This window comes from Streptomyces sp. NPDC102406 (assembly GCF_044765725.1).
Lineage (GTDB): Bacteria > Actinomycetota > Actinomycetes > Streptomycetales > Streptomycetaceae > Streptomyces.
Genome location: NZ_JBIWKP010000005.1, coordinates 278,221 through 303,262 on the forward strand (window position 1 = coordinate 278,221; position 25,042 = coordinate 303,262).

Below are 25,042 nucleotides of genomic sequence, written 5' to 3' on the forward strand. Positions count from 1 at the left end.
CCGTTGAGTCCATGAAGATCTTCGGTGTGGACATCGGCGGATCCGGGATCAAGGGTGCCCCGGTCGATCTGGAGCGTGGGGATCTCGCCCAGGAGCGGTTCAAGGTGCTCACCCCGCACCCGGCCACGCCCGAGGCGGTGGCCGAGGGCGTCAAACAGGTCGTCGACAACTTCGACGTCCGCCCCGAGCGGGTCGGCATCACCTTCCCCGGCGTCGTGACCGGCGGCTCCACGATCCGTACCGCCGCCAACGTCGACAAGAACTGGATCGACGTCGACGCCCGCGCCCTGCTCAGCGCGGAACTCGGCGGCCTGCCCGTCACCGTCCTCAACGACGCGGACGCGGCCGGGGTCGCCGAGATGCAGTTCGGCGCGGGCAAGGACCGCAAGGGCACGGTCCTGCTGCTCACCTTCGGCACCGGCATCGGCAGCGCCCTGTTCAGCGACGGCGTCCTCGTCCCCAACACCGAGCTGGGTCACCTCGAACTCGACGGCCACGACGCCGAGCGGCGCGCCTCCACCAAGGTCAAGGAGGACCACGACATGAGCTGGGAGCACTGGGCGCAGCGCGTCCAGAAGTACCTGGCCCACGTCGAGATGTTGTTCTCGCCCGACCTGTTCGTCATCGGCGGCGGCGTCAGCCGCAAGGCGCACAAGTTCCTGCCGCTGATCGAGGGCATCAAGGCGGAGATCGTCCCGGCGCAGTTGCAGAACAACGCGGGGATCGTGGGGGCGGCGATGGCGGCCTCGCGCGCGTAGCCGCTCGTCGCGGCGGTCCGTGGGCCAGGGTCCCTCAGGCGGTACGCCGACGGGGCCCGGCGGTCGCGGACGACGGCCCGGGCTGTCCGGCGGCGGCCCGCCGCTGGGCCGCCCGGCGCGCCATCAGCCGCAACTTGCGGACGCCCACGACGGCGGCGGCGAGGAACGTGCCGGTGTACAGCCAGCCCGCGTTCATCGCGAGCGTCGTGAAGACCCCCATCAGGCGGGCCCCGAGCCCGCCCGCCCCGTCGGCGATCGTGACGGCCCCGATGGCGAACGAGATCGGCACCGCGACCGGCGGCACCACCAGGTCCGCCTTCCGCACCCAGACCGCCGCGAGCCCGCTGACCAGCACGAACAGCACGCCGTACACGGCAGCCGCCCCGTCGAACAGCAGCAGGTCCAGGAAGCCGAGCACCAGCATCGCGGCGACGCAGAACAGCCCACTGCCGAGCCCCGTCAGCCGCGGGTTCGGGAAGCGGCGCAGCGCCAGCACGACCGGCGGCATCCGACGGCCCTGGCCCGCCCGGTAGACGGCGGCGGAGCCGGCGGCCCCGTGGGCACGCTCGTCACGTCCGCCCTGCGCCTGCGGCGGCAACGGGGCCGTGCGGCGGGGGCGGGGCTGCGGGGTGCGCGTCCTGGGTTGCTCCACCCGCCCAACATAGGTGCGCTTATGTGCGGAATAGGCCAAAGGACACGCGCTTTGGTCGACCTTGACCTTCGGAACCGGTGTTGCTCGGGTGTTCGACGCGTCGCCGGTCGGGCTGCGGCCAGGCCGTAGACTGGTGGACTGCCCACCCCCATCAGTCCATGGCCATCAGCGCCCACCACGTACGGGAAGTCGCAACGTGTCGCTCACGATCGGAATCGTCGGTCTGCCGAATGTCGGCAAGTCGACCCTGTTCAACGCCCTGACCAAGAACGACGTGCTCGCGGCCAACTACCCGTTCGCCACGATCGAGCCGAACGTCGGCGTCGTCGGCGTCCCCGACGCCCGCCTCACCAAGCTGGCCGAGATCTTCAGCTCCCAGAAGGTCCTCCCGGCGACGGTCGACTTCGTGGACATCGCGGGCATCGTGCGGGGCGCCTCCGAGGGCGAGGGCCTGGGCAACAAGTTCCTGGCGAACATCCGTGAGTCCGACGCGATCTGCCAGGTCATCCGCGCCTTCAAGGACGAGAATGTCGTCCACGTCGACGGCAAGGTCTCGCCCAAGGACGACATCGAGACGATCAACACCGAGCTGATCCTCGCCGACCTCCAGACCATCGAGAAGGTCCTCCCGCGCCTCCAGAAGGAATCGCGGATCAAGAAGGACGTGGCCCCCAAGGTCGCGGCGGTCGAGGCGGCCAAGGAGATCCTCGAAAAGGGCGACACCCTCTTCTCGCAGGGCATCCTCCAGGGCTCCGAGCGCGCGGAGCTCCTGCACGACCTGCACCTCCTCACCACCAAGCCCTTCCTCTACGTCTTCAACGTGGACGAGGACGAGCTGACCGACGAGACCTTCAAGCAGGAACAGCGCGCCCTGGTCGCCCCGGCCGAGGCGATCTTCCTCAACGCCAAGCTGGAGCAGGACCTCGCCGAACTCGACGAGGAGGACGCCATGGAGCTCCTCCAGTCGGTGGGCGCCGAGGAGCCGGGCCTGGCCACCCTCGCCCGCGTCGGCTTCGACACCCTCGGCCTCCAGACCTACCTGACGGCGGGCCCCAAGGAATCCCGGGCCTGGACCATCAAGAAGGGCGCCACGGCCCCCGAAGCGGCCGGTGTCATCCACACCGACTTCCAGAAGGGCTTCATCAAGGCCGAGGTCATCTCCTTCGACGACCTGGTCGAGACGGGCTCGGTGGCGGAAGCGCGGGCGGCGGGCAAGGCGCGCATGGAGGGCAAGGAGTATGTGATGCAGGACGGGGATGTGGTGGAGTTCCGGTTCAACGTCTGACGATCAATTGCTGTACGTTATGCGACTCGTCAACGTGCGAGTTCGGGGTCGAGCCCTCTCCTGGGCTCGGCCCCTTGGCGGGTTCCTGTGTTGACCCCGCCTGGGCCTTGCAGATGGCGTCTGCATGGCAGCTGTGCCTGCACAGTGGCTGCGCCTGATTGGCAGTGCATCGCCTCACTCCTTCGATGATGCGATGCGCGCCAGCCCACTTGCGGTCTCAGGGCGTCTCGTGCCGCTTGCTCTCAAAGTTTCCCGCGATTGCCGAGGCCGCTACGGCGAGCCAAAGCGGAGCATCGGCCGTCAGGCGCATCCAGCTCGCATAAGCGAGAACGGTGGGGCGGCACGCAAGGCCCTTTCGGAGCAGTAGGGCGTAGACAGGGCTCCAACCATGGACATTCCCACGCGCGCTCCTCGGTCCTACATCTGTAGTGAGCTACGAAGCTCCGTTCAACCTGAGAAAAAATCTCGTCAATTCCTGCCGTAATCGCCACTCGTTAGTGTCAATGGTGAGCGGATTCAGCATTCATTTGCTCTCTGGTCGAACGATCGCTCGGTACTTCATACACTGCTGAACCTCAGAGATTGAAACCCGGAGGACAGATGGTGGCTGACGTCTTCGGCTGCGTAGCGGCGTATGTCCGTGATGTCTGCGGTGAAGGACCGGTCTGTGTCCATGTGGACGACGCGCGCGAATGTCAGATCAAACGGCACCCGGACTATGCTGAGTTCCGCTCCAGAGCTGTAGCTGCACGAGCGGCGCGGAAACCGTCTCAGCTATGGGAATCGATGGTCGCCATGGGACGTATGTCGGACGCGGGCGGCGACAACAAGTGGCGGATGATCGTTGTGGACTGCCTCACCCCTTTCCTTCGCACGCGCTCTTGGGTGATCTCCCGAGAATTTTATTGCGATTTAGGGGACGTTCGATCGGACATGTTTGAAGCCGCTCTCGATGTTTGGGAGGAGACGGCGAAGGGTGTTCCCCCTCGAGAGGTTCCGACGTTGATGGTCAAGGCGGCCATCAACGCCGCCTATCGGCGTGCGAATGTCCATGAGGGTGAAAGTTCGACCGGTGACGTAGAAGATCTGTTGATATTTGAAGAAGCTGCTATGGATTCCGTACTGAAGGCGTCTTCGATTATCCACGACGCTGATCCGAGAGATCCCGCCGTCGTCGAGCAAATTGGGGGAGAGCGGACTGGAGCGTTATGGCAGATGTACGGCCTAAGTGAAGTAGTCAATTGCTATCATGAGGACCTCCGGGCAGGTCGTCGCCCGGGCATTCGAGGCATCCTCGTGACAGAAGCGATGCTGGCCCGCACTTGGGTTACGGGCAGTAATTACTATTAGTACACCTCCGACTTGTATCCCAAATTCGTTGCCCTTCCGGCTGCTGCCGAAGCATTGGGAATCGCCAAATCTGCTGCGTATAAAATGGTGAGAGCGGGATCTTTCCCCTGCTTGACTATGCGCATGGGAAGCGGTATTCAGGTGCCTACTAAGGCATTGATGCAATCGCTTTCCATTGCGGACATTATCGTTCACCTTGACGACGTGGAAAACGGGGCAGCTCACGTCGGAAGTAACTCACGTTAGATCCGAGCGGGATGGCCGGACGAGTTCACCTGCTTTCGCTGGCTGGGCCATCAGGCCGTCAAGATTCTGATCGACTTCGACGGGAATCATCGAAGATCATGTCTGTGGCCCAGTTACGTGGGCGCCCCTGTCGGGAGGTCCTGACACTCCCTGTCCACTCGTGCGCGATCAGGTAGCCGTGCCTATCCCCGTCCCTGCGTATTGGGGCCCGTAGAGGCTGGTCGCCGGGGATCATCTGTGGTTAGACGGTGCGGATGACAGGGGCAGGTTTGATGTCCTGGGCGTCGATGAGGGCGTGGATGTCGTCTGGGTCTGAGGTCCAGATGATGGCGCCGAGGCTGGCTGCCATGGTCACGACGGTGGCGTCGACGACGTCGGAGGTGCCGGCCTTGCCGCAGAGGATGCCTGCGGTTTTGGCGGTTTCGAGGCCGACGGGTACGACGTGGCATCCGGCGAGGAACTTGCCGAGTCTGACCTGGCGGCGGGGGTCCCGCCATGCCTGGCCGACGACGACGGACGGGACGTGGATGTCCCGCCCGTCTTCCAGGGCCAGGCTGTGTCGGGCCCACATGCGCCGGTCGTCGTTGTCGATGGCGATGAGGACCCCAGCGTCGTACAGGTAGGGGATGTTCACGCGGCTGAGGCTCCCGAACTGCTGAGGTATTCGGCGTCGGCGGAGGCCAGATCCGCGCGGGCGGCGGCAAGCTCTTCCGGGGTGAAGGCGCCGTGCTCGGCCTGCCACTCCTGGATGACGGCGCGACCGGCCCGCAGGCGTAGCTCGCGTTCGGCTGCTCCGGCGACGAGGCGGGAGAGTGGGATGCCTTCTTCCTCGGCGGCTCCGGCCAGGGCTTCGACCAGGGATTCGTCGAGGGTGATAGTCACCTTCTTGGTAGCCATACATCGACCATAGTGCGATATGGCCTTCGGTGTCGATGTGCGCTTCACGCGCCAGCGAGCGTTGGGGTGCGAACGCGTCCGGTGAGGGGTCTCGGCGGGCCGATGCTGCGGGGGAGGCTGGGTTCATATTGGCTGGAAAGAGCGGATTAGCGATAGATGCCTTGCCGGGTTCTGCGGCGCCGGTGCTCGGTTTCGAGCACGGGCCAGGCGACGGATCGGGGCTTGAGTGGCGAGCGTTTTTCAGGGGTGCAAGAGGGACGTCCGGGACCGGAACTTCCCCTGTGACCGTCCGCGGTGTCGGCACGGGTGGACGGTGCGGTACCGGGAGCCGGGCGGTAGGCGAGGGTGGCAGCGGGAGAGGTCGTTTGCCCGGCGGGTGGGCGCGGATGGTGTGGATGCTTTCGCCGACAAGGTCGAGAACGATAAGAAGGCCGACGTTCGCTTCGATCTTGCGCCTGGACGGGTGTCATTGCACGTCTGGGCGCAGGAGTGGCTGGAGCGCCGGGTCATCGGTGAATCGACGCGCCGCAACTACGAAGGGTTCATCCAGAACTATCTCGTGCCGCGACTGGGACGGAAGATGCCGGCCGGGCTGGCACGGCGCGACTTCGAGGAGTTTGCCAAGCAGCTACACTCCTCCGGCGCCGGGTTGGCGGTCTCCACGATCAATGATCGGTTGGTGATGGTGGCCGCGATGCTGGAGGCGGCCGTCGTTGAGAAACGCATCCCGCACAACCCCGCCCGCGGCGTCCGGGTATCCCGGACAGCCCCGTGTGCGGTCAACGAGGACGAGATTCCCACGCTGGGCGAGGTTGATCTGATCGCGGAGCACATTGCCCCGCAGTACCGGCTCGCGGTCTATCTGCAGTACGCGATCGATGCGGCCGTCGCCGAGGCCGCGTTGCGACAGCACCGCCCCGTGGCCATGCTGACTTCCGATAGTGACGACATGGCCAAGCTGTGCGGCGAGCGGGTCCGGCTCGTGGCGGTGTGATTTCCCTTGGTCCGGCTCAGCTCAGTAGGAGCGGGGTCCGTAGGGGCTCCAGTGACCGAGGAAGGGCTTGAGGTCGTCGCCGCTGGGTTTCGGCGGCGTGGGCAGTTTCGGCGCTGAAACCGATTCGGTGAGGTTGTGGAGGTGCGCGTCCGCGAACGCGAGCCACGCCTCGATCTCGGTCCGCTCCTGCCCCGGCGGAACTCTGCAAGGCGTTTGCGGTCTGTGGCCTCGCCGCGGAGTCCGGCCTCCTGCACGATCTCGGCGAGTTGTTCTTCCAGAGGCCGGTCGGTGCATTCCGCTTCGACCTGAGGGGCCGATTCGGGAGGCTGGTGAGGTGCCCCGGAACAGATGTGGAGACCTCGTCGTGGCTACCTTCCTTCACCTACTCGGCCGGCTGGCCTTCCGAGGGCGATGGGCCGTCGTCGGCGTGTGACTGGTGGCGCTCGTCGGCGTCGGCCTCGCCGCCTTCACCGCGCCCGCCGCCCCGGACAACGCCTCGTCGATGTCGGAGGTCACCGCCGCCGACAACCGGGTCGCCGTCGAGCGGGCCGTGGCCGGACTGGCCGACGGCCCGCGTGGGGGAGCTGGGCTGACCCGCAGGTGATCACCATGCGGGGTATGGCCAAGTTCAGACGTTTTTGATCTGTACGCGGTCGCCGCACAGTTTCGTCCAGTCGTCGTGGTCCGAAGTCAGGACGAGGACGGGTGCCGGGGAGCGGAGCGCCATCGCGGCGACGAGGGCGTCGATGGCGTACTTGTGACCGTGCAGGCCACCGGCGTCGCTCAGCAGTTGCACTGCCGTGAGGCTGTCCGCCTGGGTGACGTCCTGGACCTGAAGGCGGGAGAGCATCCAGTGCAGCCGGGCGGTGTCCGTCTTCCCGTGGACGGCCTCCACCACCGTCAGAGCCGACACGAGGACGGGCACGCCTATGCGCCGAGCGGCCTCGATCCGGGTGACCATCTGGCGGTCGTTGCGTAGAAGGAGCGACAACGCCTGGGAGTCCAGAACCATGGACCTGGCCGCGGGTTCCTTCATGCGGCGCTGTCGTCGGATGCGTACGGCGCAGGCGCGTCACCGAACAACTCGTGCTGTGCGGCCTGGATCTCGGCCTCGCTCAAGGGTTCGTGCTCGGCTTCGTAGGCGGCCACGATCTCAGCGAGGCCGTCCATCGCCAGTTGATGGCGGACCGCCGCGGTCACGTACGCGGACACGCCGCGCTTACCGGTGCGCGTGCGTAGAGCACCGAGGAGTTCCGAAGGCATCGAGACGGAGATGTTCTCCGTGCCGCCGGGGCGGGGTGACTTCATGACGCCAGTCTATTACAGGAACTATTACAGCGCTGTAGTGCTGTGTAGGCCGCATCGGTGCACGCAATCTTGGCGCCCCTGATCTTCTTGTGCCCTGTCGCGGCTCCCGTCTGGATATGAGCTGGAATGCGCCCACGTTTCTGCAGTTCAAGGCCTTGTGGGGCAGTTCCGCTTCGACGTCTGATCGCTGCCTCGACGCGCGTCGCGGGTCAGGCCGATGGGGCGGGGCCGGTTCCGCCAGGGGGCGGCCCCGCCCCACTGCCTCGCCGGGTTCTTGGGGCCCGGTCGTTTAGCTGACCGTCATCTCACCGACCGGCTCCGCCGTCCTGCCGGTTTCTGTAAGGCGTACGAAGCGGATCGTCCTGCCCGGTGTGAGCGGTACCCAGTGGGTGCCGTCCGCCGATGTCCGGATCCGGTACGAGCGCGGGCCCGTCACCGTCACCCGGGACACCGGTCGCACCGCGCCCAGGTCCACGGTCAGGGCCGCGCCGGGGCGGGCCGGGAGCCAGGTCGTGGCCGGGTTGCCGTCGACCGCCGCGCCCGCGTACTGGCCCGGGTCCTCGGACGTCGCCGTCGCCGGGCGGCAGCGCGCCAGGTCGGTCGTCGGGGAGCGGTCCGGGCGCCGGGTCCGCAGCGTGACGCCGTCGGCCGTGACCCTCGTACGGCCCGACGGGGTGTCCAGCACGAAGGGCGCCCCGGACGTGAGCCGGACCGTCGTCCGCTCGGCGCCGATCCGCACGTCGTACGAGCGGCCCCGCCAGCGCAGTCCCCGCAGGTTGACGCCCGTTGCGAGCTGGGGTGGCAGCATCGGGTCCAGATGCACGGCGTCGTCGTCCCTGAGCCTCAGCCCCGTCAGGCCGTGCGTGAACACCTGGAGGAAGCCGCCCTTGCCGGTGAGGAAATCCTGCGCCGGTGAACCAGCCAGCGCGTCCCCCGCGCCCGCCTTCGCGCCCCGCGCCTCCGAGAACGTGGCGAACGGCTCGCGGAAGAACGGCCGCGAAGCCCGTTCCAGGAAGGTGTACGTCGCACAGCCCGGCTCGCCGATCGCCGCCGCCGCGACCGCGTGCACCGAGTCCGTCATCGCCGGGCCGTCGCGGTCGGTGTGCGCCGCGTAATGGTCGAGCGTCGCCGCCGCCGCGCCCCGGGGCATCGGCCGCCAGTCCAGGGGATACAGCAGTAGGACCGCGTCGGCCTGCTTGATGTCGGTCTGCTTGCTGTCGGAGGCGCCGTCGTCCAGTTCGTACCCCGCGTACTGGAGGAAGACCTTGCGTCGCGCGTCGTACGGGATGCGCAGACCCGCGGCGATACGCGTCCAGGCCGGGTCGGGCCTCGCCCCGACGAGCCGTGCCGCCTGGGCCGCCGCGCGCAGCGACATCGCCGCGACGGCGTTCGTGTAGACACCGTCGTCCACGCCGTTGCTGTACTCGTCCGGGCCCGCGACGCCCTTGATGGAGTAGGAGGTTCCGCTCCGTTCGGCGTTCTTCGTCACCCGCGACGTCCAGTACCGCGCCAGGCCCCTGAGCAGCGGCCACCCCTTCGCCCGCAGCCATGCGCGGTCCCCCGTCGCCTGGTAGTACTGCCAGGCCGCCAACGCGATGTCCCCCTGGAGGTGGATCTGCGTGACGCAGTGGGGAGGATTCCAGCTCTGGCACTCGGCCCACAGCTTGCCCGCACTCGCGCTCGTCCAGGGGTACATGAGGCCCCTGAGTGACGTCTTGCGCGCATTGTCGGCCGCCGCCCGACGCGTGCGGTAGCGGTACTCCAGTACGGGTTCGGCCAGGCGCGGGCGCGTGGCGAGCAACGACGGGAACATCCACGTCTCCGCGTCCCAGAACACCATGCCCGCGTAACTGTCGCTGCTCAGGCCCGTCGGCGCGATGCTGTCGGCTCCGCCGGGGCGTAGGGAGGCCAGGAGGGCGTACTGGGCCGCGCGTACCTGTTTCTGCAACGTGGGGTGGGCCGGGATCTCGATGTCCGATGTCCACAATCGGCGCCACGCGCGCGTGTGTTCGCGTTTCAGTGCCTTCCATCCGGCCGCCGCGGCGCGTTGGGAAGCCGTGATCGCGTCGGAGCGGGGGGAGCGGGGGGAGGGGGAGGTCAGGGCCGTGTCCACGCCGACGTACTTGGTGATGGCGTAGGTGGTGCCTGGGGTCACCTTGAAGTTTGCGGTCTGGTGGGTTGTGAGGTGGGGGGCTCGGGGCGTCGATCCGGGGGCGGGGGCTGGGTGGGTTCGGCCCGGGGCGTGGAGGGTGGAGGCCACCGTGCCGGGCGTGTGCGTTCCGTTCGTGCGGAACCCGACCGTCGCGGTGCGTTTGCCGGCCGGGCCCGCGCCCGTCGGGGTGAGACGGCGGGCGCCTCGGGCGTCGATCGAGTCGACCACCTTGACCCCGCCCCTCCAGTGCGGCGTCACGCGGAGGTGGACCGCCCCCACGTGCGGGCGGGCCCGGTCCGTGAGCACCTCGTAGGCGAGGTCCGTGCGGCGGCCGTCCTTGTGCAGCCATGTGACGTCCGTACGGATGATGCCGCATCGCAGGTCGAGGCTCTGCCGGTAGTGCGTGGTGCGGCTTGCCGGGCCGTATGTCTCGCCGTTCGCCGTCACGTCGAGGCCGGTCCAGGTGGGGAGGGCGGCGATGGCCTGGCGGTGGGCGGTGGCGGCGGGGCCGCGGGCGTAGAGGCCCGAGACGAAGGAGCCGTCGTAGGGGTGGGTGTAGAGGGGCCAGCCCGTCTTGGCTTCCGGGCCGCCGGGGGTGGCGTAGCCGGTGCCGGAGGGTGGGACGCGGACGCCCAGGTATCCGTTGCCCGTGTAGGCGTGGAAGGGGTTGTCGGGTGGGAGCGGGGTGTGGGTGGTCAGGGTCCAGGTGGGGGCGTTGCAGGGTGGGGCGGGGTGGGCGGCGACCGTGGTTGTGGTGGTGGCCGGTAGGGCCGCGGCGCTGGTGAGGGTGAGGGCCAGGGCGGTGAGCAGGTGGGTTGTGGGGGTCACAGGTCAGAGCGTGCGGGGTGTGGGCGGGTGGGGGGCGGATGCGCGCCGGGGGTGTCGGTGGGGTGGGCGCATGGCTGTGCCTCGGCGGGGGCGCTTGAACGGAGGGTGGGCGCATGGTTGAGCCTCGGCGGGGGCGCTTGAAGGGAGGGTGGCCGTCTGGGGTGCGTCGGCGGGTTTCCGGTTCGGTCCGACAGGTGTCGTGGTGGGTGCGGGGCCGCCCGGGGTATGTCCGTGCTCGCCCTCTTGATGGCCTCGCCGGTTGCTTCGGGCTCCGCTACCGCGTGCTGGTGTGCTGCACGCACATACCCCGGTTGTGCTGCGCGCGCACATACCCCGACCGGCCCCTCCCGTCTCGTACGCCTCTGATCGACGGTGGTGGGTCGCGGCCCGCCGCCTTCGACGGTCGGTTACCCGACTCGTACGCGAGCGACGACCGGTGGTGGGTGCGACCCCGCCGGCCTTGCCGGTCCCTGCGCCTAGGCTGCCGCCATGACCGTCCTCCCCGACTGTTACTGCCCCGTCGACGGCACCCGCGTCCCCGGTGGATCGCTCGACTGGTGTTGCCCCGCTTGCCGCGGGCCGCTCGATCTCGACTACGCGCCCACGCCCGCCTCCCTCACGTCCCTGGGCGGGCGGGTCAACTCGCTGTGGCGGTACGCCGAGTGCCTGCCGCTCGCCGAACCGGAGTGCAGCCTCGGTGAGGGGCGTACCCCGCTCGTGCGGCTCACCGACCACGTCTCGGCCAAGCTGGACTTCCTCATGCCGACGTTGTCGTTCAAGGACCGCGGGGCCGTCATGCTCGCCGCCCTCGCCACCCGGCTGGGGCCCGAGCGGGTCGTCGCCGACAGCAGTGGCAATGCCGGGACGGCCGTCGCCGCCTACTGCGCGCGGGCTCGACTGCCGTGCACCGTATACGTTCCCGAGGGCACGTCGGCGAAGAAGTCGGAGCAGATCCGTGCGCACGGGGCGCGGCTGGAAGTGGTCGCCGGGGATCGTGAGGACACGGCGCGGGCGGCCCGTGCGGCGGCGGACGAGAGTGGTGTCTTCTACGCCAGCCATGTCCACAATCCGTACTTCCTGCACGGCACGAAGACGTACGTCCATGAAGTGTGGGAGGACCTGGGCGGGCGGCTCCCCGACGTCCTCGTCCTGCCGGTCGGCAACGGGACGCTGCTGCTCGGTGCCGCGCTCGCCGTCGCCGAGTTGCATACGGCGGGTCTGATCGACCGGCGGCCCGCGCTGCACGCGGTGCAGGCCGCGGCGGTCGCGCCGTTGGCCGCCGCCTGGCGGGCCGGGGCGGACGATCTGGTCGACAGCGGCGCCGCGGGGACTTCGACGCTCGCTGAGGGCATCGCGATCGCCCGGCCTCCTCGGGCGCGGCAGATCCTGCGGGCCGTACGGGAATCGGGGGGCGCCGTCCACACGGTGACGGACGATCAGATCCGGCACGCTCAGTCGGATCTGGCTTCGCGTGGTCTGTTCGTGGAGTCGACCGGCGCGGCGTGCTGGGCCGCCGTGCGTGACGGGGGGCCCGTCGCCGCGGCTCTGCACGCGCGTACCGCCGTGGTTCCGCTGTGCGGGGCGGGACTCAAGACCGGGATGGCGGACCCTGCCGAGGACTGAGCCGTACGGCTACTCGATCCGCGGCCCGATGTATGAATGGTCCACTACCTGGAGAAAGTCGCTGCGTAAAGCCCTCCGAGGCCGCATGTCATCACTTCGAGTGATTCCCTGGCCTTTGCTTGCATGGCTCAACCCACGGTTGCCACGCTGTTGCTGTCTGTCAATCCGACGGGGAACCGAGGGGGAAAGCTAGTGACATTCGGTGAGCAGCCGGCGTACCTGCGCGTCGCGGGAGATCTGCGCAGGAAGATCGTCAACGGCTCGCTGCCGCCGCTCACTCGCCTTCCCTCACAGGCCCGCATCCGCGAGGAGTACGGGGTCTCGGACACGGTCGCGCTGGAAGCCCGCAAGGTCCTCATGGCGGAGGGCCTCGTCGAGGGGCGGTCCGGGTCGGGGACCTATGTGCGTGAGCGACCGGTGCCGCGCCGCGTGGCCCGCTCCGGATACCGGGCGGGCAGCGGCTCCACGCCGTTCCGGCAGGAGCAGGCCGACCCGGCGGCGCGCGGCACCTGGGACTCGCGCAGCGAGCAGGTCGAGGCGGACGGCGGGATCGCCGAGCGGCTCGGTATCCGCGTGGGTGACCGCGTGATGTGCACGAGATACGTGTACCGGGACGCGGGCGAGGCGATGATGCTGGCGACCTCCTGGGAGCCGCTGGCCGTCACGGGACGCACGCCGGTGATGCTTCCCGAGGAAGGGCCGCTCGGTGGCTGCGGTGTCGTCGAGCGCATGGCGGCGATCGACGTGATCGTGGACAACGTGACGGAGGAGGTCGCCGCCCGCCCCGGTCTCGCCGAGGAGTTGAGCGCGCTCGGCGGTGTGCCGGGCCATGTCGTCCTCGTCATCCACCGGACGTTCTTCGCCTCGGGCAGACCGGTGGAGACGGCAGATGTCGTGGTTCCGGCCGACCGTTATCGCATCGCCTATCACCTGCCCGTGAAGTGAAGTCCTTCGCTTCCGGAATTCGGGGTGAGTGACCGATAGCCGGGGCGGATTGTCCGTGGCATGTGATCGCGAGTTAACGCGGGAGAGGGCTCCGTAACCCGTGGGCAATGCCGCGCCGCACCGACTTGTCATGCACGGCTCCTAACTTCCCTGTCCGTACCAGCCGTACCGGGCCGACCGGTATTCCGCTGACGGATGGACGAACGGGAAGCCGACGATGACCGATACCGCTCTGCCCACCGCCGACCCGGCGGTCCCCGAACCGCCCGACACCCGCCTGCCCCGGCGCAGTTACGCCAAGCTGGCCGCCGACGAGTCCCGCGAGGACTTCTCGCTGCGCTACGCCCCGCACTCCTACCGGCGCTGGTCGCCGACGATGGTCGCCTCCACGGCGCTCGGCGGCATCGCCTACCTCGCGGACTTCGCGATCGGGGCGTCCATCGTCTTCACCTACGGATTCACCAGCGGGCTCGCCTCGATCCTCTGTGCGGCGACGATCATCTTCCTGACCGGCATCCCGATCGCTCGGGCGTGCGCCAAGTACGGCCTGGACATGGACCTCATCACGCGCGGCGCGGGCTTCGGCTACTTCGGCTCGACACTGACCTCGCTGATCTACGCCTCGTTCACGTTCATCTTCTTCGCGCTCGAAGGCTCGATCATGGCGCAGGCCATGCACGAGGTCGTCGGACTGCCGCTGCCGGTCGGCTACCTGCTCACCACGCTCATCGTCATCCCCATCGTGTTCCGCGGGATGGGCGCGCTGGCCAAGGTGCAGGCGTGGACCCAGCCCGTGTGGCTGATCGGACTCGTGCTCCCCTTCATCGTGCTGGCCTTCCACGCGCCGGGGTCGTTCGCCGACTTCACACACTTCGGCGGCACCCAGGGCGCGGGCAGCGGCTTCGACTGGCTCGGCTTCGGGCTCGGTACCGGCGTGGCGCTCTCCCTCATCGCGCAGATCGGCGAGCAGGCGGACTACCTGCGCTTCATGCCGGCGAAGACGGAGGCGAACAGGAAGCGATGGAATCTGGCCGTTCTCGCCGCGGGGCCCGGCTGGGTGATCATCGGTGCCGCCAAGCAGCTCGGCGGGGCGCTCCTCGCCTTCGTGGCGCTGGCGGCCGTGGGGGAGACGCACGCGCTCGAACCGATCGCCCCGCAGGTGGAGGCGTTGAAACCGTGGCTCGGCTCGGTCGCGCTGCCGGTCGCCGCGCTGTTCGTCGTCGTGTCACAAATCAAGATCAACGTCACGAACGCCTACAGCGGCTCGCTGTCGTGGTCGAACTTCTTCTCCCGGGTGACACACCGGCACCCGGGCCGGGTCTGGTACATCTTCCTCAACCTCGCCATCGCGCTGACGCTGATGGAGATGAACATGTTCGCCGCGCTCAACAAACTGCTCGGCTTCTACTCGAACGTGGGCATCGCCTGGATCGCGGCCGTCGCCGCCGACCTCGTCATCAACAAGCGGGTGGGGTGGAGTCCGAAGTACATCGAGTTCAAGCGCGCGTACCTGTACGCCGTGAACCCCGCCGGGTTCGGGTCGATGGTCGTGGCGTCCGTGGTCTCGATCCTCGCCTTCTTCGGCCTCTTCGGAGAATACGCGGAGGCGTTCTCGACCTTCATCGCCGCGGGTCTCGCACTGGTCCTGTGCCCGTTGATCGCGTGGGCGACGAAGGGCAAGTACTACCTGGCCCGGCCGAATCCGGTGAACGGTCCGGACGTCGACGTAGCGGACGTCACCGCGACGCACACCTGCGGTGTCTGTGAAACGGCGTACGAACTCCCCGACATCGCCGACTGCCCCGTCCACGCGGGACCGATCTGTTCGCTGTGCTGTTCCCTGGACGCGGAATGCGGTGACGCCTGCACGAAGCGACCGGCCGGGGAGGCGGTGCTGATGCCGATACCGACGGTGCGCGCGCGCTGAGACGGCACCGAGGCGATACAGGGGGCGCATCTATGCGGATGCGCCCCTTCCCTATGAACGCGGAGTGCCGCCTTCGTGGCTTGTTGCGTATCTCTTTGTGCCAATCCGTATCCGCTCCGTAAAGGTCAGGCGTAAGCTCGGGCATATGCGGATTGCGGTTTCCTCAGAATCCTTAGGGGGCGGGGCATCGTGCGAGCTGGAGTCGGGGAGTGGAGGGGCGCGATGAGTGACAGCTCGACCACGCTTCCGTGGCTTGTCATACGCCAGGACGACAACGGCAACCGCTATCGCGTCGGCAGGTACGCGACCAGGGCCGAGGCGCAGCGCACGGCGGACAGCCTCGACGACCGCGGCCACAAGCAGCTCTACTGGGTCGAGCGGCTCGCCCAGAACCCCGGACCGGGGCAGAACGGAGCGGCGCGCTGACGGAGCCGTAGGCTCCCGCGTATGCCGTCTGCACCTTCTTCCCCCGAACCGGTCGTGGTGGTCGCCGCCGCGCTCCACGACGACGCGGGACGTCTGCTCGCCGCGCGACGGAGTGCGCCCCCCGAGCTCGCCGGACGCTGGGAACTGCCCGGCGGGAAGGTCGAGCCGGGCGAGGCCCCCGAGCGCGCGCTCGTCCGGGAACTGCGCGAGGAGCTGGGCGTCGCGGCCGACCCCGTCGACCGGGTGCCGGGCGAATGGCCCCTCAAACCCGGCTATGTCCTGCGGGTATGGCGCACCCGCCTCCTCTCCGGCGCCCCGGCCCCGCTCCAGGACCACGACGAGCTGCGCTGGCTGACGCCGGACGACATCTGGTCGGTCGACTGGCTGGACCAGGACGTCCCCGCGGTGAAAGCGGTGCTCGCCCTGGACGCGTGTAAGGGCTGACCGGCGCACGGGCACCTCGGTCGCGCGCCTGCGCAGTCATCGCGTACGCCGTCCGTGCCACCACGCACCCCCTGACGCGATAGCACCACGTTCCGCACGGGTATATGCCAATTAACCCTACGAAATCGGACGAAGCTCTTGCGGGCCAGGGAAGTGATCGGCGTGCTCCACACCGAACGTGACAGCGCCGAGTGGGCTTTCCCCGCCGACCCGACAGCCGTCCGCAAAGCCCGCGCTGCGGTCCGCGCACAGCTCGCCGACTGGGGCCTCGGCGACCTCGGCGACATCACGACGCTGCTGGTCAGCGAGCTGGTCACCAACTCCCTCCGGTACGCCACGGGCCCCATCGGCGTACGCCTGCACCGCCCGCCCGAACCCCGCGACCACGGCGCCCTGCTCGTGGAGGTCTCCGACCCGCTGCCCGACCCGCCCCGCGCCCGGGCCGCCGCCCCCGACGACGAGGGCGGCCGGGGCCTGCAACTGGTCGCGGACGCCTCCCGGAGCTGGGGCACGCGACCCGGGGACCCCCGCACGGGTGGCAAAACGGTGTGGTTCGAGCTCGCTCTGCCCGGTTAGACGACAGACGGCGAAGATCGTGAACAGTGATCGGGAACAGTGGGTGCGGGTCGTCGTGTGTGGGCGTACCGCCACCCTGGGTACGGAAACAGTCGGCCCCGACGGGCCAAAAAGCGTCGGGAGCGTGGTGTGATCGTGAACACCGTGTTGCGCGGCCCCGTAGTGCTGGATACTGCGGGCAGCCGCCCCGGTGACCGGTGCCGGACGTGGTGAGCTGGAGGGGACGGTTCGCGTGAGCGAGATACCAGCGAAGGCCAGCATGTCCGAGGGTCCCTCGGGCACGGAGTCGGCGCGGGATGCGGACCGCACGCCGCGGGACGGTGACGGGCCGACAGCGGCCGACGTCTGGCAGTCGAGCCCGCCAGGTTCCATCTACGACTACATCAAGGTGGCGTCCTTCTCCATCGGGCCGGACGGGCTGATCGATCAGTGGAGCCTGCGCGCCGCGCAGATCTTCGGTGTGCCGCCCGAGGACGCCGTGGGCAAGGACCCGATCGAGGCGTTCGTCCCCGCCGACCTCCGCGAGCGCGGCTACCGCAAGATGGCGGAGATCCTGGACGGCCGCGAGTGGACGGGCAGCGTCCCGTTCCGCATGCCGCCCGCCGCCGACGACGCGGAGGCCTCGGCGGACCGGCCGACCGGCAGCGCCGAGGTCTACGTGATGCCGACGACGACCGAGTCCGGTGAGCGCGCCGCGGTCTGCATCGTCGTGGACGTGCGGACCCTGCGGCGCATCGAGACGGACCTCGCCGCCTCGCAGGCGATTTTCGGTCAATCTCCGTTCGGCTTCCTGCTGTTCGACACGGATCTCAAGGTGCGGCGCACCAACCGCACGTTCACCTCGGTCTTCGGCGGCAAGACCGACGACCACCGCGGGCGCACCGTCCACGACTACCTGCCGCGCCACGAGGCCGACCGGGTGCAGGGCGCGCTGCGCCGGGTCCTGGAGACCGGCGAGGCCGTCACCGACATGCAGTTGGTGGGGACCGTCCCCAACTCCGCCGAGCGGCGACACTGGTCCATCAACCTCTACCGCGTGCACAGCGGCTCGGGCCGGCCCATCGGCATCGCCGGGCTGTCCACCGACGTCACCCGGCGCCACGCCGCCGCCCGCGAGGCCGCGCACGCCCGCCGCAACCTGGCCCTTCTCAACGAGGCGGGCGCCCGCATCGGCAACTCCCTCGACCTGGAGACGACCTCCCGAGAACTCCTCGACGTCGTCGTCCCGGGCTTCTGCGACCTGGCCTCCGTCGACCTGTACCAGGGGCTGCTCGCGGGCGACGAGGCGGCGCTCGGCAGCCACAGCCTCGCCGACGGCAGCGCCGAGCTGCGCCGCGTCGCCGCCGCCAGCGCCGTCGCGGACGTGCCCTTCCTCGACCTGGGCGGCGAGGCCCCCGTCAGCGTCGGCGCGGTGCACCGCTTCCCCTTCAACTCGGCGCCCGCGGACGCCCTGCGCACCGCACGGCCCCAACTGCTGCCCGCCGAGCCGGGCGGCCTCGTGCAGTCCACGCTCGCGGTGCCCATGGTCGCCCACGACACCGTCGTCGGGCTCGTGCAGTTCTCCCGTACCAAGGGCAGCGAACCGTTCAACGACCGGGACCGTGCCCTCGCGGTCGAGCTGGCCGCACGCGCCGCGGTCTGTATCGACAACGCGCGCCTGTACCGCCGCGAGCACGAGCGCGCCCTCATACTGCAACGCTCGCTCCTGCCGCCCGACAACCCCGAGGCGTCCGGCCTGGACATCGCCTGCCGCTACCTGCCCGGGAACGCGGCGACGGAGGTCGGCGGCGACTGGTTCGACGTCATCGAACTCCCCGGCCACCGCACCGCCCTCGTCATCGGCGACGTCATGGGGCGCGGCCTGCGCGCCGCCGTCGCCATGGGTGAACTGCGCACCGCGGTGCGGACGCTGGCCCTGCTCGACCTCGAACCCGCCGAAGTGCTCAGCGCGCTGGACGAGATCGCCCGCGGACTCGGCACGCCCGGCGGGGTCCAGCAGGCGACGCGTTCGGCCCGCAGCAAGCCCTCCGACGCCGACCTGTCCGAGGTCTACCTCGCCACCTGCGTCTACGCGGTCTACGACGCCGTCACCCGCCGCTGCACCTTCGCCAACGCCGGGCACCTGCCGCCCGTGCTCGTCGAACCCGGCGACGGCGCCCTCATGCTCGACGTGCCGCCGGGGATGCCGCTCGGCGTGGGCGGCGAACCGTTCGAGGAGGTCGAGGTGGACCTGCCCGAGGGCTCCCTGCTCGCCCTCTACACGGACGGCCTCGTCGAGTCCCGCGACCACCCCCTGGACGAGGGGCTCTCCGCGTTCCGCGCCGTGCTCGACGACCCGGCACCGGCCCTGGAGGACGTCTGCGACCACGTCCTCACCACCCTCGACACGCACCACGGCGAGGACGACATCGCCCTCCTCATGGCCCGCATCCAGGGACTGCCGAGCGACAGCGTCGGCGACTGGACGCTGCCCCGCGAACCGAAGTCCGTGGGCCGGGCCCGCGAGCTCGCCCGCGACCAGCTCGTCGCCTGGGACCTCGAACCCCTCGTGGACACCACCGAGCTGCTCGTCAGCGAGCTGGTCACCAACGCCCTGCGGTACGGCGAGGGCGAGATCAGGCTCCGGCTGCTGCTCGACCGCACGCTGGTGTGCGAGGTGTGGGACGCCGGGCTCGTGCAGCCGCGCCGCCGCCGCGCCCGCGACACCGACGAAGGGGGCCGCGGTCTCCAGCTCGTCGGCCTGCTCAGTGCGGCCTGGGGCTCGCGCCGTACCCCGCGCGGCAAGACCGTCTGGTTCGAACTCGCCCTGCCCGACGGGGAGACCGGCCTCGCCGACCCGACGGAGGCACTGCTCAGCCTGTTCTGAGGCGCCCGTAAGCCGATGCCTCAGGCACCTTTGAGCGCGGCGAGCCGCGCCTCGATCTCGGCGTCGTCACCGAGCGCGTCGAGCTGCTCGAACTGCGCGTCGAGCGAGGAGTCGGCCAGCTCCTGCTTGCCGAGCGCCCTGGCCTCCTCGCGGCGCACCTTCTCCTCGAACCGGCTCAACTCGCTCGCCGGGTCGAGGACGTCGATGTTCTTCGCCGCGTCCAGCATCTGGTTCTGCGCCTGCGCGGTCTTCGCGCGGGCCACCAACTGATCGCGTTTCGCCTGGAGCTGCACCAGCTTCGTCTTCATCTGGTCGAGCCCGGCCTTCAGCTTGTCGACCACGACGGTCTGCGCGCCGATCGTCGGCTCGGCGTCCCTGGCCTCCTTCTCGGCCCGCACCTGCCGCCCCAGCGCGACCTTCGCGAGGCGGTCGAACGTGTCGGCCTCGGCCGCGCTGCCACCGGCCCGCAGCTCGTCCGCCTTCTTGCTGGCCGCGAGCGCCTTGGTGCCCCACTCGGCCGCCGCGTCCACGTCCTCCTTGTGGTCCTGCTCCAGCATCCGCAGATTGCCGATGGTGACCGACACGGCCTCCTCGGCCTCCCTGATGTTGTACGTGTAGTCGCGGATGAGCTGGTCGAGCATCTTCTGCGGGTCCTCGGCGCTGTCGAGCAGCGCGTTGATGTTCGCCTTGGCGAGGGTGGCGACCCGGCTGAAGACGGTCTGCTTCGTCATGGTCAAGTCCTCCGGAACGTGGGCCTACGGATGTCGGGTGACGCGGGCTGGGGTCGGTACCGCCCGGCATGCTGGTCAGAAACGTCCGCCGCCCCCTCGTCGGCCGCGGGTCCCGCCGCCCCCGAAACTGCCCGGCCCACCGCCGAACCCGCCGCCCCCGACCCGACGGCCGCCGCCCATACCGCGCGCCCCGCCCCCGAGGAGCTGCCCGAGGAGGATCCCGCCGAGCACGGCCCCGCCCGAGCCGCCTCCGCCCCGGTACGGATCGCCGTACGAGCGCACGTCCCGCTCGGCCAGCGCCTGCGCCTGCCGCGCCAGCGCGTCGGCCTGCTGCGCCTCCACGAGCGCCGCCGCCGGATCGCTCCCCTCGGCGCCCAGCGCGTTCGCCAGATGCCGCTGGGCCTCCGCGAGCCGGGTGCGGGCCTCGCTGCCGACGGCGCCCCGGTGCGTCGTGATGAAGTCGGCGGCGGCCCTGGTGCCGCTGCGCGCCGCGAGCAGGGCCTGACCGAGCAGCGACCGGGCGCGTGTGGTGCCCGCCTCGCGCTCCCGCGCCGCCGTGAGCGCCTCGTCGAGCGCCGCGTCCGCCTCCTCCACGCGGCGCAACGCGTCGATCGGGTCGTACGGGCCCGCGGCCATCTCCCGGCGTACGTCGCCGACAACGGACTCGGCGCGGGCGATACGTCCCCGCAGATCGGCCGTGGACGTACCCGGCGCGGTGCCGTCGAGCAGGCCGCGCGCGTCGGCGAGATCGGCCTCGGACTCGGTGAGCGCGGCGGGCAGTGTGTCCGTGGCCTCTCCGAGTTCACCGGCCAGGCGCTCGATCGCGGCGACGAAGGTGGCGGCCTGGTCGATGGCTCCCTCGGCGGCCCGCAGGGACACGGCGGCCTTGCCGTTGTCGCCCGCGTCGACGCACCGGCGGGCCTCGTCGAGCCGGCCGGTGGCGAACACGAGCCGGTCCTTGGCCTGGTCGACATGGCCGGCGACCGAAAGCAGCGCACCCGGCGCGTACCGCGTACCGAGCGCGGTCAGGGTCTCCTCCGCGCGAGTGGTCTGCGCCGTCAGCTCGCGGAAGGCGCTCTCGGCGTGGGCGAGCGCTTCCGGCGCGGTCCGCTCCAGGGAGCGCAGCCGGTCGAAGTCCCCGGACACCTGGTCGAGCCGGCGCCCGGCCTCGGTGCAGCGGCTGATGATCTCGTCGAGCATCCGTCGCTTCGTCGGCTCGTCCTCGGGGAACGCGTCGTCGAGCTGCTGGCGCAGTTCGAACGCGGTCGTCAGCTCCGACTGCGCGTACGCCAGCGCCGCATCGAACGGCGCGACCGCCTCCTCCCCGAACTGGGCGGTGGCGAAGCCCAGTTCCTCGGTACTGGTGCGCACCGCGTCGTCGGTCTCGACCAGCAGATGCCGAGCCTGCCGGTCCAGCTCGGCGACGGGGGCGACGTGCCCACCGGGTCCCGGGGTGGTGCGCCCACTCATGCGCCGCTTGCGACGGGTGTACGAGTACGCGGCCAGAGCGCCCGCCGCGCCGACGGCGACGACGGGCAGCACCAGGTCGCCGTTGCCCGCGCCGCTGCGCTCACCGGCGCCCGGGTCCGCGGCGCCCGGCGTGATCGTCGGGGTGGGCACGGGCCGACCGGCGACGACGGCATCGATCCCGTGCGCGGCACCGATCGCGGCCCCGGGCCAGTCGTTCCCGCGCAACGCGGGTTCGACGCCGACCCGGTTGATCTCCTCGATCCGCGCGTCCGTGAGCCGGGAGTCCTGGTCGACCGAGAGCGCGTACTGCCGGTCGTGCGTGGCGACGGCGAGGAGTACGTCGTTCAGGCCGAGCCCGTTCCTGTCGGCGGTGGCGTCGGCCCAGTCCTGCGCCGAACGGCCCGAGAAGTCCCGCACATAGGCGACGAAGAGCTGGATGCCGCGCGCGTCGTCGAGGTCGCCGAGCGCGCTGACGACGGCGTCCTCGCGGTCACCGAGGGCGCCCGCCTTGTCGGTGATCTGCCCGGTCCGGGAGAGGGCGACCGGGTCCTCGGCACGTACGGAGGCGGCGGGCAGCAGCAGCCACAGCAGCACGAGCAACGTGGCCGCCACCGTCCGCGCGGCTATGGGTACCGGGCGGGGACGAGTCTCGGACGGGGACACATTTCGGAGGGTATGTCCGCAAGGAAGGTGCCGCGACCGGGACGCCCCCACAGCACCCCGGCCGCGACACCGGCCCACCCTGCCCAGACCCCGGGTTCCCCGACCACCGCCCTGAAACGCACGAACCCGAAAGAAGCGGCGGCCACCCTCGACTCAGGCGGACGAAGACCTCCGGCGGATCTTGTTCCCCAGCCACACCACCGGGTCGTACTTCCGATCGACAGCCCGCTCCTTCAAAGGAATCAGCGCGTTGTCCGTGATCTTGATGCCCTCGGGGCACACCTCCGTACAGCACTTCGTGATGTTGCAGTAGCCGAGCCCGTGCTCCTCCTGAGCGGCCCGCTTGCGGTCGAGTCCGCTCTCGGCGGCCTCGTCCAGCGGATGCATGTCCAGCTCGGCGACGCGCATCAGGAAGCGCGGCCCGGCGAAGGCGGCTTTGTTCTCCTCATGGTCCCGGACCACATGGCACGTGTCCTGGCACAGGAAGCACTCGATGCACTTGCGGAACTCCTGCGGCCGATCGACGTCCTCCTGCATCATCCGGTACTCACCGGCCCCCACCCCGGCGGGCGGCACGAACGCGGGCACCTCGCGGGCCTTGGCGTAGTTGAACCCGACGTCGGTCACGAGGTCCCGCACGACGGGGAACGCGCGCAGTGGCGTCACCGTGATGACGTCGTCGGGGCCGAAGACGGACATCCGCGTCATGCACAGCAGCCGGGGCCGCCCGTTGATCTCGGCGGAGCAGGAACCGCACTTGCCGGCTTTGCAGTTCCACCGGACCGCGAGGTCAGGGGTCTGGGTCGCCTGGAGGCGGTGGATGATGTCGAGGACGACCTCGCCGTCGTTCACCTCGACGTCGTAGTCCTGGAGGCCGCCGCCCGCCGTGTCCCCGCGCCACACCCGGAAGCGGGCCTCATACGCGCTCACTCGTACAGCTCCTCTTCGGCCAGGTACTTGACCAGCTCCTCTTTCTCGAAGAGGGCGAGCAGGTCGGGGCGGATGGGTTCGGTGGTCTCGCGGGTGAGCGCGATCTGGCCGCGGGCCGGGTCCGTGGGGATCGGGTCGGCGGGGACCGGATCGATGGCCGCCGGACCGTCGGTGGGGTCGCGCAGCCGGCACAGCAGGTTGGCGCGGCGCCACTGCCGGTCCATGGCCGGGTGGTCCTCGCGGGTGTGGCCGCCGCGGGACTCCTGTCGCTCCAGGGCGGCGCGCGCGACGCACTCGCTGACGAGGAGCATGTTGCGCAGGTCGAGGGCGAGGTGCCAGCCGGGGTTGAACTGCCGGTGTCCTTCCACCCCCGCCCGTCGTGCCCGCACCCGCAGGTCGGCGAGTGTGCGCAGGGCCTGCCGCATCTCGGGTTCGCGGCGGATGATGCCGACCAGGTCGTTCATGGTCTGCTGGAGTTCCTGGTGCAGGGTGTACGGGTTCTCGGGGACGGTGCCGTCCTCGTGGCTCTCGGCGGAGAACGGGCGCAGCGCCTCGGCCGCGGCGGCGTCGAGCTGGAGGTCGGCCACGGCGGGGCGCTCGGTCAGGCCCCGTGCGTAGGTGGCGGCGTGCAGGCCCGCGCGCCGGCCGAACACGAGGAGGTCGGAGAGCGAGTTGCCGCCGAGCCGGTTCGATCCGTGCATGCCGCCTGCGACTTCTCCGGCGGCGTACAGGCCGGGTACGCCGCGGGCGGCTGCCGTGTCCGAGTCGACGGCGATGCCGCCCATCACGTAGTGGCAGGTGGGCCCGACCTCCATCGCCTCGGCCGTGATGTCGACATCCGCCAGCTCCTTGAACTGGTGGTACATGGACGGCAGTCGGCGCCGGACGACCTCGGCGGGCATCCGCGTCGACACGTCGAGGAACACGCCGCCGTGCGGGGAGCCGCGGCCCTCTTTGACCTCGGCGTTGATGGCGCGGGCGACTTCGTCGCGGGGGAGCAGTTCGGGTGGGCGCCGGTTGTTGTCCGGGTCCTCGTACCAGCGGTCGCCCTCGGCCTCCGACTCGGCGTACTTCTCCTTGAACACGTCCGGGACGTAGTCGAACATGAAGCGTTTTCCGTCGGAGTTCCTGAGCACCCCGCCGTCGCCGCGCACGGACTCGGTGACGAGGATGCCCTTCACGGACGGCGGCCAGACCATGCCGGTCGGGTGGAACTGCACGAACTCCATGTTGAGCAGGGGTGCGCCCGCGAGGAGCGCGAGGGCGTGGCCGTCGCCGGTGTACTCCCAGGAGTTCGACGTCACCTTGAAGGACTTGCCGATGCCGCCGGTGGCGAGGACCACGCTCGGCGCTTCGAGCACGAAGAAGCGCCCGCTCTCGCGTTCGTAGCAGAACGCGCCGGAGACCCGGCCGCCGTCGTCGTCCTTGAGTATGCGCGTGACCGTGCACTCCTGGAAGACCTTCAGGCGGGACTCGTAGTCGCCGAACTCCTCCTTGTCCTGCTGTTGGAGCTGGACGATCTTCTGCTGGAGGGTGCGGATCAGCTCCAGGCCGGTGCGGTCGCCGACATGGGCGAGGCGCGGATACTCGTGGCCGCCGAAGTTGCGCTGCGAGATCCGGCCGTCGCGGGTGCGGTCGAAGAGGGCGCCCCAGGTCTCCAACTCCCAGACGCGGTCCGGGGCTTCCTTGGCGTGCAGCTCCGCCATCCGCCACTGGTTGAGGAACTTGCCGCCGCGCATCGTGTCGCGGAAGTGGACCTTCCAGTTGTCGCCCGAGTTCACATTGCCCATGGCCGCGGCGATGCCGCCCTCGGCCATCACCGTATGGGCCTTGCCGAAGAGGGATTTGCAGATCACCGCCGTACGGGCGCCCTGCTCCCGCGCCTCGATCGCGGCCCGCAGTCCGGCGCCGCCCGCGCCCACGACGACAACGTCCCACTGCTGCCGCTCCACCACACTCATCGATGAGCCC

General features: G+C 69.8%; 21 protein-coding genes and 1 pseudogene. 12 read left to right on the top strand and 10 right to left on the bottom strand.

What is annotated here, in order from left to right; genetic code table 11:
- Positions 1-11: 11 nt before the first annotated feature.
- Positions 12-758 carry a polyphosphate--glucose phosphotransferase gene (gene ppgK / locus ACIRF8_RS22460; protein ID WP_404217206.1) on the top strand — a complete coding sequence of 249 codons (747 nt, stop codon included), beginning with the start codon at positions 12-14 and terminating at the stop codon, positions 756-758.
- 34 nt (positions 759-792) lie between these two features.
- Here ppgK and ACIRF8_RS22465 read toward each other — a convergent pair whose 3' ends face one another.
- Positions 793-1,410: a DUF6542 domain-containing protein gene (locus ACIRF8_RS22465; RefSeq protein ID WP_404217207.1), complete on the bottom strand. Its 618-nt coding sequence runs from the start codon at positions 1,408-1,410 to the stop codon at positions 793-795.
- Between the two features lie 196 nt (positions 1,411-1,606).
- On the opposite strand from ACIRF8_RS22465, the gene ychF reads away from it, so the two are divergent.
- Both ychF and ACIRF8_RS22475 read left to right on the top strand, forming a co-directional pair.
- Positions 1,607-2,695 carry a redox-regulated ATPase YchF gene (ychF, locus tag ACIRF8_RS22470; protein WP_404217208.1) on the top strand — a complete coding sequence of 363 codons (1,089 nt, stop codon included), beginning with the start codon at positions 1,607-1,609 and terminating at the stop codon, positions 2,693-2,695.
- Positions 2,696-3,295: 600 nt separating this feature from the next.
- Positions 3,296-4,045 carry a hypothetical protein gene (locus tag ACIRF8_RS22475; RefSeq protein WP_404217209.1) on the top strand — a complete coding sequence of 250 codons (750 nt, stop codon included), beginning with the start codon at positions 3,296-3,298 and terminating at the stop codon, positions 4,043-4,045.
- Between the two features lie 487 nt (positions 4,046-4,532).
- Here ACIRF8_RS22475 and ACIRF8_RS22480 read toward each other — a convergent pair whose 3' ends face one another.
- Positions 4,533-4,925, bottom strand: a complete 393-nt coding sequence (locus ACIRF8_RS22480; protein WP_404217210.1) for a PIN domain-containing protein — start codon at positions 4,923-4,925, stop codon at positions 4,533-4,535.
- Entirely contained in the window at positions 4,922-5,188 is a 267-nt protein-coding gene (locus tag ACIRF8_RS22485) for a hypothetical protein (RefSeq protein ID WP_404217211.1), read from the bottom strand. The genes ACIRF8_RS22480 and ACIRF8_RS22485 overlap by 4 nt, the downstream gene beginning before the upstream one ends.
- Positions 5,189-6,053: 865 nt before the next feature.
- On the opposite strand from ACIRF8_RS22485, the pseudogene ACIRF8_RS22490 reads away from it, so the two are divergent.
- Together ACIRF8_RS22490 and ACIRF8_RS22495 are read left to right on the top strand one after the other, a co-directional pair.
- Positions 6,054-6,182, top strand: a pseudogene (locus ACIRF8_RS22490) (DNA-binding protein); the annotation flags it as partial.
- A gap of 436 nt (positions 6,183-6,618) precedes the next feature.
- The gene (locus ACIRF8_RS22495) at positions 6,619-6,786 is read left to right on the top strand and encodes a hypothetical protein (RefSeq protein ID WP_404217212.1); all 168 of its coding nucleotides are present in this window, start codon (positions 6,619-6,621) and stop codon (positions 6,784-6,786) included.
- A 24-nt stretch (positions 6,787-6,810) separates the two neighbouring features.
- On the opposite strand, the gene ACIRF8_RS22500 is transcribed toward ACIRF8_RS22495, so the two are convergent.
- The 3 genes from ACIRF8_RS22500 to ACIRF8_RS22510 form a co-directional block, all read right to left on the bottom strand.
- On the bottom strand, positions 6,811-7,218 hold the full coding sequence (locus ACIRF8_RS22500) for a PIN domain-containing protein (protein ID WP_404217213.1): 408 nt from the start codon (positions 7,216-7,218) through the stop codon (positions 6,811-6,813).
- Entirely contained in the window at positions 7,215-7,490 is a 276-nt protein-coding gene (locus tag ACIRF8_RS22505) for a hypothetical protein (protein WP_404217214.1), read from the bottom strand. The genes ACIRF8_RS22500 and ACIRF8_RS22505 overlap by 4 nt, the downstream gene beginning before the upstream one ends.
- A 289-nt stretch (positions 7,491-7,779) precedes the next feature.
- Positions 7,780-10,470 (bottom strand): discoidin domain-containing protein, encoded by a 2,691-nt coding sequence (locus tag ACIRF8_RS22510; RefSeq protein ID WP_404217215.1) that lies wholly within the window; start codon positions 10,468-10,470, stop codon positions 7,780-7,782.
- A gap of 489 nt (positions 10,471-10,959) precedes the next feature.
- Between ACIRF8_RS22510 and ACIRF8_RS22515 the strand changes: the two genes are divergently transcribed.
- From ACIRF8_RS22515 to ACIRF8_RS22545, 7 genes are all read left to right on the top strand, one after another.
- Positions 10,960-12,093 carry a pyridoxal-phosphate dependent enzyme gene (locus ACIRF8_RS22515; protein ID WP_404217216.1) on the top strand — a complete coding sequence of 378 codons (1,134 nt, stop codon included), beginning with the start codon at positions 10,960-10,962 and terminating at the stop codon, positions 12,091-12,093.
- 192 nt (positions 12,094-12,285) lie between these two features.
- On the top strand, positions 12,286-13,038 hold the full coding sequence (locus tag ACIRF8_RS22520) for a GntR family transcriptional regulator (protein ID WP_404217217.1): 753 nt from the start codon (positions 12,286-12,288) through the stop codon (positions 13,036-13,038).
- A gap of 217 nt (positions 13,039-13,255) precedes the next feature.
- Positions 13,256-14,965 carry a purine-cytosine permease family protein gene (locus ACIRF8_RS22525; RefSeq protein ID WP_404217218.1) on the top strand — a complete coding sequence of 570 codons (1,710 nt, stop codon included), beginning with the start codon at positions 13,256-13,258 and terminating at the stop codon, positions 14,963-14,965.
- A gap of 222 nt (positions 14,966-15,187) precedes the next feature.
- Positions 15,188-15,391: an SPOR domain-containing protein gene (locus tag ACIRF8_RS22530; protein ID WP_404217219.1), complete on the top strand. Its 204-nt coding sequence runs from the start codon at positions 15,188-15,190 to the stop codon at positions 15,389-15,391.
- Positions 15,392-15,412: 21 nt separating this feature from the next.
- Positions 15,413-15,835, top strand: a complete 423-nt coding sequence (locus ACIRF8_RS22535) for a (deoxy)nucleoside triphosphate pyrophosphohydrolase (RefSeq protein WP_404217220.1) — start codon at positions 15,413-15,415, stop codon at positions 15,833-15,835.
- A gap of 162 nt (positions 15,836-15,997) precedes the next feature.
- Positions 15,998-16,411 (top strand): ATP-binding protein, encoded by a 414-nt coding sequence (locus tag ACIRF8_RS22540; RefSeq protein WP_404217221.1) that lies wholly within the window; start codon positions 15,998-16,000, stop codon positions 16,409-16,411.
- A gap of 232 nt (positions 16,412-16,643) precedes the next feature.
- On the top strand, positions 16,644-19,277 hold the full coding sequence (locus ACIRF8_RS22545; RefSeq protein WP_404217222.1) for a SpoIIE family protein phosphatase: 2,634 nt from the start codon (positions 16,644-16,646) through the stop codon (positions 19,275-19,277).
- A 20-nt stretch (positions 19,278-19,297) separates the two neighbouring features.
- On the opposite strand, the gene ACIRF8_RS22550 is transcribed toward ACIRF8_RS22545, so the two are convergent.
- From ACIRF8_RS22550 to ACIRF8_RS22565, 4 genes are all read right to left on the bottom strand, one after another.
- On the bottom strand, positions 19,298-20,008 hold the full coding sequence (locus tag ACIRF8_RS22550) for a PspA/IM30 family protein (protein WP_404217223.1): 711 nt from the start codon (positions 20,006-20,008) through the stop codon (positions 19,298-19,300).
- A gap of 75 nt (positions 20,009-20,083) precedes the next feature.
- A complete protein-coding gene (locus tag ACIRF8_RS22555; protein WP_404217224.1) occupies positions 20,084-22,141 on the bottom strand; it encodes a TPM domain-containing protein in 2,058 nt (685 codons plus the stop codon).
- 153 nt (positions 22,142-22,294) lie between these two features.
- Positions 22,295-23,071 carry a succinate dehydrogenase/fumarate reductase iron-sulfur subunit gene (locus tag ACIRF8_RS22560; RefSeq protein ID WP_404217225.1) on the bottom strand — a complete coding sequence of 259 codons (777 nt, stop codon included), beginning with the start codon at positions 23,069-23,071 and terminating at the stop codon, positions 22,295-22,297.
- On the bottom strand, positions 23,068-25,032 hold the full coding sequence (locus ACIRF8_RS22565) for a fumarate reductase/succinate dehydrogenase flavoprotein subunit (RefSeq protein ID WP_404217226.1): 1,965 nt from the start codon (positions 25,030-25,032) through the stop codon (positions 23,068-23,070). The genes ACIRF8_RS22560 and ACIRF8_RS22565 overlap by 4 nt, the downstream gene beginning before the upstream one ends.
- Positions 25,033-25,042 lie beyond the last annotated feature (10 nt).